At 64.7% G+C, this 12,221-nt stretch carries 16 protein-coding genes; 6 read left to right on the top strand and 10 right to left on the bottom strand.

The genetic code is table 11. The features are described from left to right. Nucleotides 1-2 precede the first annotated feature (2 nt). The 4 genes from IR187_RS02845 to IR187_RS02830 are packed head-to-tail and all read right to left on the bottom strand — an operon-like array spanning nucleotide 3 to nucleotide 1,885. The gene (locus IR187_RS02845) at nucleotides 3-830 is read right to left on the bottom strand and encodes a flagellar hook-basal body complex protein (RefSeq protein WP_194953188.1); all 828 of its coding nucleotides are present in this window, start codon (nucleotides 828-830) and stop codon (nucleotides 3-5) included. Nucleotides 831-844: 14 nt separating this feature from the next. Beyond that, the gene (locus tag IR187_RS02840) at nucleotides 845-1,138 is read right to left on the bottom strand and encodes a flagellar hook assembly protein FlgD (protein ID WP_194953187.1); all 294 of its coding nucleotides are present in this window, start codon (nucleotides 1,136-1,138) and stop codon (nucleotides 845-847) included. Between the two features lies 1 nt (nucleotide 1,139). Further along, nucleotides 1,140-1,550, bottom strand: a complete 411-nt coding sequence (flgC, locus tag IR187_RS02835) for a flagellar basal body rod protein FlgC (RefSeq protein WP_194953186.1) — start codon at nucleotides 1,548-1,550, stop codon at nucleotides 1,140-1,142. Next, on the bottom strand, nucleotides 1,547-1,885 hold the full coding sequence (locus tag IR187_RS02830) for a flagellar basal body rod protein FlgB (protein ID WP_194953185.1): 339 nt from the start codon (nucleotides 1,883-1,885) through the stop codon (nucleotides 1,547-1,549). The genes flgC and IR187_RS02830 overlap by 4 nt, the downstream gene beginning before the upstream one ends. A 267-nt stretch (nucleotides 1,886-2,152) precedes the next feature. Between IR187_RS02830 and IR187_RS02825 the strand changes: the two genes are divergently transcribed. The 6 genes from IR187_RS02825 to IR187_RS02800 all read left to right on the top strand — a co-directional run bounded on the left by IR187_RS02825 (nucleotide 2,153) and on the right by IR187_RS02800 (nucleotide 7,243). Next, nucleotides 2,153-2,683: a flagella basal body P-ring formation protein FlgA gene (locus IR187_RS02825; RefSeq protein WP_194953184.1), complete on the top strand. Its 531-nt coding sequence runs from the start codon at nucleotides 2,153-2,155 to the stop codon at nucleotides 2,681-2,683. Nucleotides 2,684-2,882: 199 nt separating this feature from the next. Continuing rightward, nucleotides 2,883-3,188: a flagellar biosynthesis anti-sigma factor FlgM gene (gene flgM / locus IR187_RS02820; RefSeq protein WP_194953183.1), complete on the top strand. Its 306-nt coding sequence runs from the start codon at nucleotides 2,883-2,885 to the stop codon at nucleotides 3,186-3,188. After that, a complete protein-coding gene (locus tag IR187_RS02815; protein ID WP_194953182.1) occupies nucleotides 3,185-3,484 on the top strand; it encodes a hypothetical protein in 300 nt (99 codons plus the stop codon). Before flgM ends, IR187_RS02815 begins: the two co-directional genes overlap by 4 nt. 78 nt (nucleotides 3,485-3,562) lie before the next feature. After that, nucleotides 3,563-4,387, top strand: coding sequence for a transglycosylase SLT domain-containing protein (locus tag IR187_RS02810; RefSeq protein ID WP_194953181.1), 825 nt, complete (start codon nucleotides 3,563-3,565; stop codon nucleotides 4,385-4,387). Beyond that, nucleotides 4,384-6,507: a flagellar biosynthesis protein FlhA gene (gene flhA, locus IR187_RS02805; RefSeq protein WP_194953180.1), complete on the top strand. Its 2,124-nt coding sequence runs from the start codon at nucleotides 4,384-4,386 to the stop codon at nucleotides 6,505-6,507. Before IR187_RS02810 ends, flhA begins: the two co-directional genes overlap by 4 nt. Then, a complete protein-coding gene (locus IR187_RS02800; protein ID WP_194953179.1) occupies nucleotides 6,497-7,243 on the top strand; it encodes a sigma-70 family RNA polymerase sigma factor in 747 nt (248 codons plus the stop codon). Before flhA ends, IR187_RS02800 begins: the two co-directional genes overlap by 11 nt. A 54-nt stretch (nucleotides 7,244-7,297) precedes the next feature. Here the strand turns inward: IR187_RS02800 and IR187_RS02795 are convergent, their stop codons facing one another. The 6 genes from IR187_RS02795 to IR187_RS02770 form a co-directional block, all read right to left on the bottom strand. Beyond that, nucleotides 7,298-7,786, bottom strand: coding sequence for a MarR family winged helix-turn-helix transcriptional regulator (locus tag IR187_RS02795; RefSeq protein WP_194953178.1), 489 nt, complete (start codon nucleotides 7,784-7,786; stop codon nucleotides 7,298-7,300). A 29-nt stretch (nucleotides 7,787-7,815) separates the two neighbouring features. After that, nucleotides 7,816-8,229, bottom strand: coding sequence for a hypothetical protein (locus IR187_RS02790; RefSeq protein ID WP_194953256.1), 414 nt, complete (start codon nucleotides 8,227-8,229; stop codon nucleotides 7,816-7,818). Nucleotides 8,230-8,253: 24 nt separating this feature from the next. After that, nucleotides 8,254-8,634 carry a hypothetical protein gene (locus tag IR187_RS02785; RefSeq protein ID WP_194953177.1) on the bottom strand — a complete coding sequence of 127 codons (381 nt, stop codon included), beginning with the start codon at nucleotides 8,632-8,634 and terminating at the stop codon, nucleotides 8,254-8,256. Between the two features lie 61 nt (nucleotides 8,635-8,695). After that, nucleotides 8,696-9,193 carry a response regulator transcription factor gene (locus IR187_RS02780; protein ID WP_228765496.1) on the bottom strand — a complete coding sequence of 166 codons (498 nt, stop codon included), beginning with the start codon at nucleotides 9,191-9,193 and terminating at the stop codon, nucleotides 8,696-8,698. 197 nt (nucleotides 9,194-9,390) lie between these two features. Beyond that, nucleotides 9,391-10,980, bottom strand: coding sequence for an acyl-CoA dehydrogenase family protein (locus IR187_RS02775; RefSeq protein WP_194953175.1), 1,590 nt, complete (start codon nucleotides 10,978-10,980; stop codon nucleotides 9,391-9,393). Further along, nucleotides 10,980-12,209, bottom strand: coding sequence for an acetyl-CoA C-acetyltransferase (locus IR187_RS02770; RefSeq protein ID WP_194953174.1), 1,230 nt, complete (start codon nucleotides 12,207-12,209; stop codon nucleotides 10,980-10,982). The genes IR187_RS02775 and IR187_RS02770 overlap by 1 nt, the downstream gene beginning before the upstream one ends. Nucleotides 12,210-12,221: the final 12 nt, after the last annotated feature.

Raw genomic sequence — 12,221 nt, 5'->3', positions numbered from 1 at the left:
GATCAACGCATGTTGATGATGGTCTGGGTCAGCTGCGACGCGCCCTCGATCGCCTTGGCGTTCGCCTGGAAGTTGCGCTGCGCGCCGATCAGCATCACCAGTTCTTCGGTGATGTCGACGTTCGAGCGTTCGAGCGCGCCCGAGCGGATTGCGCCCATCGGGCCGTTGGTTGCGGCGTCGATGGTCGGCGGGCCGCTTTCGCCCGACGACTGCCAATGCGCGTCGCCGACAGGGCGCAGCCCCTCCATTGCCGGGAAGGTCGCCATGGCAATCTTGCCCAGCGTCTGGGCTTCGCCATTGGCAAAGGTCGCGGTGACCAGCCCGTCGAGGCCGATCGACACATTGACCAGCTGCGCGGTGGGATCGCCCGGCGCGCCTTCGGGCAGCACGAAATCGAACATTCCGGCAAGCGAGTTGTCGGTCACATTGCCGGCAGCATCGACCGGCAACAGTTGAAGTTTCTGCCCCGTCGTATCGATGACGTTGCGGTCCGGCGTCGCCGTGAAAGCACCGTTGCGCGTATAGGTGACCTGTTCGCGCGGCGGCGCGCCCTTCACGACAAACATGCCCTCGCCGACGATCGCCATGTCGAGCGTCTTTTCGCTCGATTCATACGACCCCTGCGTGAATTGCTGCGTGATGCCGTTCAGCCGCTGGCCCTGACCCGCGATCATCTTGGTCGACTGGGTCGGGGACGAGGCGAAAATGTCGCCGAACTGCGCCTTGCTGCGCTTGAAGCCGACCGATCCGGCGTTGGCGATGTTGTTCGAGATGACCGACATGTCGGTCTGGGCGCCCTTGAGGCCCGAAAGCGAGATATAGAATGACATGGGTTGTTCCTTCCTTAGGCGGCGGGAGTCGGCGCCGGGGTGGCGGCCTTGATGTCTTTGAGCAGCTGCGTCTGTGCCGACAGTTGTTCGGAAATTTTCTGCAGCGTCACATTGGTCTCGTTGATCCCGGCAAGGCTGGAGAATTGGGCCATCTGGGCCACCATCTGCTGGTTATCGACGGGATTGAACGGATCCTGCTGCGACAGCTGCGCCGTCATCAGCCGCAGGAAATCGCGCTGGCCCATCTGCTGGCTGGTGCCAGGGGGATGGAACACGGGGTCCTTGTTGCTGATTCCATTGATGCTCATCTTATTGTCCCAACCGCAGCGTTTCGTTGATCAGACCCTTGGCGGTTTCGAGGACCTGGACGTTGCTTTGATACTGGCGCGCCGTTTCGACCATCTCGACCATCTCGGCCGCGCTATCGACCGCGGCCTGCCAGACGTTGCCGTCCTGGTCGGCGAGCGGGTTCGACGGATCGTGCCGTTTCGACGGCGCCATTTTCGAGGTCGTCACCTGGTCGACCTGCACCGTCGCGCGCCCGTGGGCGTCCATGACGGTACGAAAGACGGGCTTGAGCGAGCGGAAGGCCTCGGCCTCGCTGCCCGCGATCGTCCCGGCGTTGGCCAGGTTCGAAGCGGTGGTGTTGAGCCGGACGAGCTGCGCCGACATCGCGCGACCGCTGATGTCGAAGACGGAGAAGTTGCCGTTCATCGTCATTCGCCCTTGATCGCGCGCGTCAAAGTGTTGACGCGGCCGTTGAGGAAGGCGAGGCTGGACCGGTAAGCGAGGGCGTTTTCGGCAAACGCCGTCTGTTCGGTCGCCATTTCGACGGTATTGCCGTCGAGCGACGCCTGCACCGGCACGCGATAGGCAATCGCGCCCTCGGTCGCGGCGCCCCGCTTGGCAAGATCGAGCGCCTTGGCAAAATCCAGGTCGCGCGCCTTGTAACCCGGCGTAGCTGCATTGGCGATGTTCGACGCGAGCATCATCATGCGCTGACTGCGCAGCTGGAGCGCTGTCGCATGCAGGCCAAAGAGTTTCTCGGATGCCATCATCACTATCCTTCCTTCGCCGCTTGCCCGACCGACCGGAACCGGTGCAGGCGCGCGGAAGACACAAGGAATGAAGCAATCACCGTGCCAAAATCGGAAAATCACGCATTTATATGGGGTTGATGGCCTGCCGGCCGCGCTGCCGGGCATCGACGTCAAAAATCCGACGCGCGCTATTTTCCGCTGACGGACACGCGCCCCAAAGCGCGACTGGCACGCTTCCTGCACCGGGCAGGAACAGTCCGTCGGAGCATAAGGAGATCGATCTTGTCCGCCACCACTTTCCTACGCCGGGCGTTGTGCCTTGCCACCGGTGCGGCGTTGGCAACCGCCGCGGCAACGCCCGCCCGCGCCGAACAGGCCAGCGAGGACTGGCAGACCATCGACGCGCTGACCGCGATGGTGGCCAGCGCGCTCGGCCGCACCGCAACCCCGATTGATCGCCGGATCAAACTTGCACGCTGCCCCGAACAGGTGTCGGTGACCGCGATCGACGCCAATGCGCTGGCGGTCCGCTGTGCCACGATCGGCTGGCGCTTGCGCGTTCCGCTATCCACCCCAGACGGCGCGGTTGCCGTCCCGGCCAGCCTTGCCAGGCCGGCGGTTGCGGCGCCCGTCATCCGCCGCGGCGACAATGTTCGCGTCACCATCGATACCGACAGCTATTCGGTCAGCTACACAGCCGTCGCGACCCAGGATGGCCGCGTCGGCGAGACCATCGGCCTGCGCGGCAGTCACACAAAGTCGGCGCTCAGCGCCACCGTTACCGGTCCCGGTCGTGCCCGCCTGATCGACTGAGACGGGCCGGCGTCGCAACGCGCGCACCTCTCCTCAGCAACCTACCCTGCCCCTGGCCCGGTGATGCTCGGCATTCCGACATCGCCGGGCCATTCTTTTGCCAAAATCGGCGAACCGCCTTAATCGTCGCGGCAAGCATCCGTTAAGACCTTCGTGAACCGCGCCGTCATCTTTCTGACGGCATCGGATGGAGGCATTTATGTCGGGTGACAGCAGCAAGATCGGACCCGTCGGCGGCATCGTCCGCGCGGCCCCGCCGCGCAGCGTCACGCGCGACGCCGGGGCGCCGCAGACGCGCGCCGCAGCGTCGGCGCAGCCGGTCGCCGACCATGTGCCGGTCGCGCGCCTTGTCCGGCTGTCGGCGGCGCTCGCCACCGAAGCGCCGCCCGTCGATGTCGGCCGCGTCGCCGCGTTGCGCACCGCAATCGCCAGCGGCAACTATGGTGTGCATCCCGCGATCATTGCCAGCGCCATGATCGACTATCACAATGGCGGGGGCGAATGATGCTGGACGATGTGCAATCGCGGCTCGACACGCTGGTCGACGCGCTCGACGGCCACGACGCAGGCGCCATCATCGCGGCGACCGAAGAGCTGGCCACGGCGGTTATCCTGTTTCGCGGCACCGGCATTCCGGCCGGCAGCGAACAGCGTGCCCAGTTGCTGATCGGAAAAACCTTGCGCCAGCTCGAAGCGGCAGCGATCCGCGTCAACGTGCTGAAGGACTGGACGCGTCAGCGGATTGACAGGAACCACGAAATTCGCGGCACCCATCATCGTGGAGCTGCATTAAGCTACTGATAAATCGTTGCATATCTGCCATTAACCCTAAATGGCACGATGATTGCTTTGGTTTCGCCGAACCAGCGGAACCAGATTATGAACGTCGTCAGCAATTCCCAGCCAGGCCGCCACATCGCCGCACCCGTTGTGGACGCGGTGCAAATGGCATCGGCGCGCACGGGCATCGATTTCGACTATCTGGTCGACGTCGCGCGGGTCGAGAGCGGCTATAATCCGACCGCCAAAGCGGCAACCTCGTCGGCGCGCGGCCTGTATCAGTTCACCAAACAGACGTGGCTCGCGACGCTCGACCGCCACGGAGCCAATCATGGTCTGGCCTGGGCGGCCGAGGCGATCGGCCGCGACGCGTCGGGACGCTTGACTGTCGCCGACCCGGCGTTGCGGCAACAGATATTCGATCTGCGCGATGATCCGTTTGCGGCGTCGACGATGGCGGCGGCACTGACCGGCGACAACCGCGCCTATCTCGAAAGCCGGATCGGCCGCAGCGCCGAACCCGTCGACCTGTATCTCGCACATTTTCTGGGATCGGGCGGCGCCGCCCGTTTCCTGGCCGCGCTCGACGCCAATCCCGACCAGCCCGGCGCGCCGATGATGCCCGAAGCCGCCGCCGCCAACCGCTCGGTCTTTTACGCCCCCGACGGCAGCATGCGCAGCCTTGGCGAGATCCGCGACCGTTTCCGCGCCAAGCTGGAGAACGGCGGCAAGACCGAGAATATGAAACCCTTCGCGCCGGCGGGCTGGGCGGCGCACAGCCGCAGTGACAGCGGCCTCGCCGGCGGCGGCAACCGCCCGCCCCTCCCCATGATGGATATTCAACCCATGCCGAAAAAACTTTCGATGGGCTTTGCCGCCGATGCGTATCGGCGGCTGGCCTCGCTGTCGGGCGGCGCCATATGACCTCCGCGCTGAACCTTCGCAACCTCGGGCGCATTGCCGGCGCCTCGGCCCTGCCGCTCGGGATGCTCATCCTGGTCGCGCTGATGGTGATCCCGGTGACGCCGCTGATCCTCGACATCAGCTTTGTCGGCAATATCATGATCAGTCTCGCGATCCTGATGGTCGCGTTGTCGGCCGCCAAACCGCTCGATTTCTCTTCTTTCCCCACGGTTTTGTTGCTCGCGACATTGTTCCGCCTTGCGCTCAACGTCGCGTCGACACGCGTCGTTCTGGTCAACGGCCACGAGGGTACCGCGGCAGCAGGCCATGTGATCGAGGCCTTTGGCCAGGTGCTGATCGGCGGCGACTATGTTGTCGGGCTGTTCGTGTTCTTCGTGCTGATGATCATCAACATGGTCGTCATCACCAAAGGTGCAGGCCGTGTGTCCGAAGTGTCGGCGCGCTTCACCCTCGACGCGCTGCCCGGCAAGCAGATGGCGATCGACGCCGACCTCAACGCCGGGTTGCTGACGCCCGAGGAAGCCAAAACGCGGCGCCAGGAAGTGGCGACCGAAGCCGATTTCTATGGCTCGATGGACGGTGCTTCGAAGTTCGTGAAGGGCGATGCCATCGCCGGCCTGCTGATCCTGTTCGTCAACATTGTCGGCGGGCTGATCCTGGGCATGTTCAGCCATGGCCTCAGCTTTTCCGCCGCGGGCAGCACCTATGTGACGCTCGCGATCGGCGACGCGCTGGTCGCGCAGATCCCGGCGCTGTTGCTGTCGATCGCCGCTGCCGCCATTGTAACCCGCGTCGCGTCGCCTTTCGACCTCAGCGGCCAGATCGGCAGCCAGTTCTCGGCGCCGTCGGTCTGGATGGCGGTCGGCGGCATCCTGTTCATTCTCGGACTCGTGCCGGCGATGCCACAGATGCTGATCCTGCCTGCGTCAGCATTGTCCTTTGCCGTCGGCTGGCACCTGCGTCGTTCGGCAACCGCGGTCGCCGCAACGCCCGAACCGGCCGCACCGGCGCTCGATCCGCACCACATCGAATGGGCCGACGTCAGCGACGCCAGCGCGTGCCAGCTGGAAATCGGCTATGCGCTGGTCAGCCTGGTCGACGAACGCAAGGGTGCGCCGCTGATGACGCGGATCACCGGCATTCGCCGCCAGTTGTCGAAAGAACTCGGCTTTGTCGTGCCGCCGGTCAAGGTCAGCGACGACCTGTCGCTGCCCGGCAATGTCTATCGCATCTCGGTCGCCGGGGTGATCGTCGGGGAGGACGAGGTGTTCCCTAACGAAATGCTCGCGCTCGATTCGGGTGACCTCGTCACCAAGGTGGCCGGACGCCCGTGCAAGGATCCGACCTTCGGACTCGACGCGCTGTGGATACCGAAGGCGACGCAGCACGACGCGATCGCCGCCGGCTATACCGTCGTCGATCCGGCGACCGTGGTCGCGACGCACCTGAACAACAGCATCGTCGGGTCGGCCGCCGAACTGTTCGGCATCGACGATGCGCAGGCGCTGATCGACAATCTGAAGATTCATTATCCGCAGCTGGCCCAGAATCTGAGCCCGCAGGGCTATGCGCTGCCGCGGGTCGCCGGCCTGTGCAAGGCGCTGCTCGTCGAGCGCGTGCCGCTGCGCGATTTCCGCAAGATCGCCGAGGCGATGGTCACGCTGGCGGCGCAGCAGCTGAACGAAGTCGATCTGGTCGAGGCAGTGCGCCAGCGCATCGGCGCGCTGATCGTCCAGACCATCGTGCCCAGCCGGATGCCGCTGCCCGTCGTGACCTTCAGCCCCGACATCGAAATGCTGCTCAACCAGTCGGTGCGCGCCAATCCGGGGGCCGAATGGCCGTTCGAGCATGGCATGGCGATGAAGATCATCGAACAGGTCGGCCAGGCAGTCGAACCGCTGCTGCTCCAGACGCGCAGCTTTGCACTGGTCGCCTCGCCGCTCTGCCGGTCGGCGCTGTCGCGGCTGGTGCGCGCGACATTCCCCGACGTCGCCGTGATCTCGTACCTCGAAATCCCGGCCAACAAGCAGACCGAAATCGTCGCGACGATCGGCGCCGAAATGCCGCGCCTCGCGACCGGTCCCGACGCGCATATGGAGGATCAACCCCATGAGAATTGAGCCCGCCGAGCAATTTTCCGCATCGGCACCCCGCGCCGCCCGCGCGCGTGGCTATGGCGAAAATGTCGAAGCGCTGGTCGAGGAATATGCACCGCTGGTTCGCAAGATCGCCTGGCAGGTGTTCTCGCGGGTGGCGCGGACCAGCGAACTCGACGATCTGATCCAGACGGGGTTGATCGCCTTGATCGAGGCGAGCCGGAACTACGAGGAACGCGGCTTTGCCTTTTCGACCTATGCCACCACGCGCATCCGCGGCGCCATGATCGACCAGCTTCGCCGCGAGGCCGATGTCGGCCGGTCGGCGATCGACGCCGCCAAACGGGTTCGGGCGACTCGCGCCGGGCTGGAACAGCAATTGCGGCGCGCGCCGACAACCGCCGAAATGGCTGAAGCCATGGGACTGTCGGCCGAGGATTATTTTGCGCTGGAGCGCAACGCAACGCATGGTCGCTCGACATCGCTCGACGAGCTTGGTGACACGGGGGCGTTTCTGGTCGCCGACGAACGGGTCGGCGCCGCCGAGGCCTGCGAGCAGGAGGATATGATCGGCGCCCTGCGCCAGTGCATCACCTGCCTGTCGGACCGCGAACAGATGGTGCTTCAGCTTTATTTTTTCGAAGAGCTCAACCTGCACGAGATCGGCCTGACGCTCGACGTCAGTGCGGCGCGCATTTGCCAGATCAAGCGCGAGGCGATGGCCAAGATCGACAAGATGATGCGCCAGATGACCGAATGACGTTCTATCGCGCGGCCCCGCGGGCCGGATTCGAGCAATCGAGGATTCCCGACCCTAGGCGGCAAGCGTCCGGTGGCTCTGCGACGCCGCGCCGATCTTCTCGAAATAGCTCGCCATTCGCTCGTTGCCATGCTCGGTCAGGCGAACGATCGTCCGTCGGCGATCGCGCTCGTCGATCGAGCGCTCGGCAAGGCCCTGACGCTCGAGCGCGGCGATCATCCTGAGCCCCGAAGACAAGGGCACCGCGGCCCCGGTCGCGAGATCGCTGGCGCTCAGCGACCGGCCGCGGCTTTGCGCCATCATCAGATCGAGCATCATATCCCATATCGGCCCGGCCATTTCGGCATCGCCAAAATGGGTGCGCCGGATACGGCGGATGTGAATGCTGAGCGACAATTGCTGGACCAGCGCCGCGGACGGCGGCTCGCCCCGCGAAACTCCGGAAGCGGACGACGGCTCTCCGCTACGCGCGGCCAGCAATTCGTGGATCTCGTCGATCCGCGACTTGAGCTCGGCAACTTCTCGGTTCGAAAACTGCTGCATTCAGCCATACCCCGTCGGGGCCACAAGCATCAGGCGGCGGCATCGGCTTTCCGGTTGGACGATCCCGCAGCATAGATGATAAGCAGCAGGATCGGATACGAGATATAGACGGACAGCAGCGAATAAGGCCGTGCCAGTATCTCCGCAAACATGTATTTCTGGATATGGGCAAAGATGGCAATCAATTGCCAGCCGGTGATCCAATAGGGCCAGAAACTCTGCGTTTTCAGGGCGATGTACCAGAAGCTGAGCAGAACGAACACGTCGATGACGAAGATATTGAATTCTATATCGGTCCAGGTCGGAAAGGGCGACACCGCGCTGGTGAGGACCGAGGCGATCAGGGCGGTATAGGCCGCCCACCGCTCAAAGGGGCCGCCGCGCCTGATGGCGACGGCCACTGTGATGAGCAGAACAATATAATAGATCGCCACGGACCACATTGTGGCTGTCAACCCTTGCTGATGTTAAACGGCTTGCGCCAACGGCGTCACTGCGACTTCGTCCGCGACCTGGTCGTTGCTGCCGTCTTCGACCAGTCGGGCGCTCGCCGGCTTCACCCCGGCGCCGAACATGCGCGTCCCCAGACCAACTTCCTTCTGCGTGACCGTCAGCGCCAGATGCGCGTCGGTCAGGAGCTGGCGGACTTCGCCGGCGGCGGCCAGCGCGTGCGCCACTTTCGCCATCGCCGACTGGCCGACGATCGCCGACATGTTGGTTTCGCGGCGCGCGGTGGGCAGGGTGGCGGCAAGCTGTGCGATGCGGATCATCGCCTCGTCGATGGCGTCTTCGGCCTGGTGCAGGTCGGCTGCGATTTTCTTGGCGGCCGAAACTCGTTCATTCAGCATGTTCTTTTTCCTTGAAAAAGAATGCTACCGGTTTCCCCCCCGCAGCATTCGGTTCGGACATTCAGGACATCAGCTGACCAAGTCCGACAAGGATCGAATAAAGAGCGGAAAACGCCAAGATGGTCGCGAAGGCGATCAAGATTGGCCAGATAATCCTTTCCATCAACCCATGCCGGTTGGCCGGCTGGGACGCGGTCGGGAACGGCGTACCGATATCGAATAATCGCCGAAACGAACTGCGCCCCGTTTCGGCATCGGGGGGCGGGGCAGCGTCGCCTAGGTCGATCAATTGATATGTCAAAGGCTGATAAGGGGTAACATGATCGAAGACACCGTTAACCGCCAGGATACGCGCTGCCTCTATCCGATTGGAAGCATTGAGTTTTTTTAGCGCGCGCCGCACCCGTTCGTCCACCGTATGCGGCGAAACATTCATCAGGCGGGCGATTTGTTTGGAATTTTTGTGCTCATAAACGTGCCGCAACGTTTCAATCTGCGCGGCAGACAGCAGGCTGATGTAATTGTCCGGATCGCCGTGCACCGGGGTGGAATAGAGCATCACGAGTCGAAATCAAGTTTGACAGGGGTAACATTCGGCCGCGTCCAGCGCTGCCGAAACGGCGTCTTACCCCTCCAAATGCCCGCTTCGTGGCGGTTGGCGCGCTTGGCATTAACCATGATGCAAAGCAAATTATTTTTTACGGTAAACGGACAAACTTATCCGTCCCATCGCGGGATCGGTGCGTCGCGCCCTGCCTAATTGCGCCGCTCGACCAGCCCGCGCGCGATCACCTGCGCCTGGATTTCGGCCGCGCCTTCGAAGATGTTGAGGATACGCGCGTCGCACAGGATGCGGCTGATCTCATATTCGAGCGCATAGCCGTTGCCTCCGTGGATTTGCAGGCTCGCGTCGGCGTTTGACCAGGCGGCGCGCGCGGCGAGCAGCTTCGCCATCCCCGCCTCGATATCGCAGCGCTTGCCGCTGTCCTTGGCGCGCGCCGCGGCGTAGCTCAGTTCGCGCGCTTTGACGAAGTCGACGAGGCCCATCGCCAGCTTGTCGGCGACGCGCGGGAAATGAACGATCGCCTTGCCGAACTGCTTGCGGTTCAAGGCATAATCGAGCCCCAGTTCGAGCGCGCGCCGCGCTACGCCGACGGCGCGCGCCGCAGTCTGGATGCGCGCGCCCTCGAAGGTGCGCATCAACTGCTTGAACCCCTGCCCCTCCTCACCGCCGAGCAGCGCGTCGGCCGGCGCCGCCATCGCATCGAACTGAAGCGCATATTCGCGCATGCCGCGATAGCCGAGGACTTCGATCTCGCTGCCGGTCATTCCGTCGGCCGGAAAGGGGTCGGCCTCGCTCCCGCGCGGCTTGGGGACCAGCAGCATCGACAGCCCCGCATAGCCCTTCGCATCGGGCAAGGTGCGGGCGAGCAAGGTCATCAGGTCGGACCGGGCGGCGTGGGTGATCCACGTCTTGGCGCCATCGATAATCCAGCCATCACCCCCCCGCCGCGCGCGCGTCTGGAGCGCGCCGAGGTCCGATCCGACATCGGGTTCGGTGAACACCGCGGTCGGCAGCACCGCGCCGCTGGCAATCTTGGGCAGCCATTCGACCTTTTGCTCCGCTGTGCCGCCCATCGCGATCAGCTCGCCGGCGATTTCGGATCGCGTGCCGAGCGATCCAGCGCCGATCCAGCCGCGCGACAGTTCCTCGGTGACGATACACATCACCAGCTTCGACAGCCCCAGCCCACCAAACGCCTCGGGAATGCAGACGCCGAAAGTGCCGAGGTCGGCCATCGCACGCACCGTGGCGTCGGGGATCAGGTCGTTGGCGAGGTGCCAGCCATGCGCGTGCGGGATAATCTCGGCGTCGGTAAAGCGGCGAAACTGGTCGCGGATCGCATCGAGGTCGGCGTCGTGCAGCGTCTCGCTGGGCCAGTGACCGTCGGCGAGCGCCGCCGCCACTTCGGCGCGTACGGCGGCAAGGTCGGTGTCGAGCAGGTCGGCGCAGCTTTCGGCAAGCGTCCGCGCCGCCGCGCCGATCCCCAGGTCGACCGGCCGGAACATCTCGTTCTGCCCCATCGGCAGGCCGCCAACGAGCTGGCCAATTCCTTCGGCGAAGGCGAGCGTCGCGATCCTGGCGTCGAGTGGATTCGCACCCCGCCCGCTCTCGACCCAGCCCTGTACCGCTTCGAGTGCCGCCACCGTCGTCGCCACCCAGGCGAAGCCATGCGCGGCGCGCTGCTCATGATCGATCGGCCGCGCCGCCAGCCGTGCGGCGAGCGCATCCGCCGCCGCCGCTCGATAGGCATCGGCGGCTTGCAGCGCGGACCGCAAATCCATCAGACGGCGCGCTCGAAAATCGCGGCGATGCCCTGCCCGCCGCCGATGCACATCGTCTCGAGCCCGTAGCGCCCGTCGCGGCGCACCAGCTCGCGCGTCAGATTGGCGAGAATGCGCCCGCCGGTCGCGCCGATCGGATGGCCGAGCGAAATCCCCGACCCGTTGACGTTGAGAATGTCGTTCCGGCTGTCGTCGTCCGACCAGCCCCAGCCCTTGAGCACGGCGAGCACCTGCGGCGCAAACGCCTCGTTGAGTTCGACCAGGTCGATATCGCCCCAGCCAAGCCCGGTCCGCGCGAACAGCCGTTTAACCGCGGGAACCGGGCCGATCCCCATCCGGCTGGGGTCGCAGCCCGCCGCCGCCCAGCTGTGGAACCAGGCAATCGGTTCGAGCCCGAGTTCGTCGAGCTTGTCCTCGGCGACGACCAGGCACGCGGCGGCGGCATCATTCTGCTGGCTGGCGTTTCCCGCGGTCACCACCGCGCCGGGGATATTCTTTGCCTCGATCGCGCGCAGCGCGCCGAGCGATTCCAGCGTAGCGTCGGCGCGGTACCCCTCGTCATGCGCAAAGATCACCGGATCACCCTTGCGCTGCGGCACCGCGACCGGGACCAGCTCGTCGTCGAACAGCCCCTTCGCCCATGCCGCCGCGGCACGCTGGTGGCTCTGCACCGCATAGGCGTCGGCGGCCTCGCGCGTGATGCCATAATCTTTCGCCAGATTTTCGGCAGTCTCGATCATCCCGCTGATCACCCCGAAACGCTCGATGGGCTGCGACATCAATCGCCCGCGGGTCAGCCGGTCGTGGAGCACCAGATTGCCGGCGCGCACGCCCTTGCGGACATCGATGCTGTAATGTTCGACGTTCGACATCGATTCGACCCCGCCCGCGACGACGACGTCGGACATGCCGGTCTGAACCATCATCGCGGCGTTGGCGATCGCCTGCAGCCCCGAGCCGCAACGGCGATCGAGCTGATAGCCCGGCACTTCGAGCGGCAGTCCCGCGGCGAGCCACGACCAATGGCCGATGCTCGGCGCCTCGCCATTGCCATAGCCTTGCGAAAACACGACATCGTCGACCCGCGCCGGATCGATCTTGGTGCGCTCGATCAGCGCCTTCAGCACCACGGCGCCAAGCTGTCCGGCATCGAGGCTGGCGAGCGCGCCACCGAATTTGCCGACGGCGGTGCGGATCGGGGCGACGATGGCGGCGCGGCGCAGGGTCATATCATTCTCCAG

Origin of the sequence: Sphingopyxis solisilvae, from assembly GCF_015475875.1 — a bacterium.
Taxonomy (GTDB): Bacteria; Pseudomonadota; Alphaproteobacteria; order Sphingomonadales; family Sphingomonadaceae; genus Sphingopyxis; species Sphingopyxis solisilvae.
The sequence above is the reverse complement of the archived record's forward strand: the minus strand, read 5'-3'. Positions and strand labels throughout refer to the sequence as shown.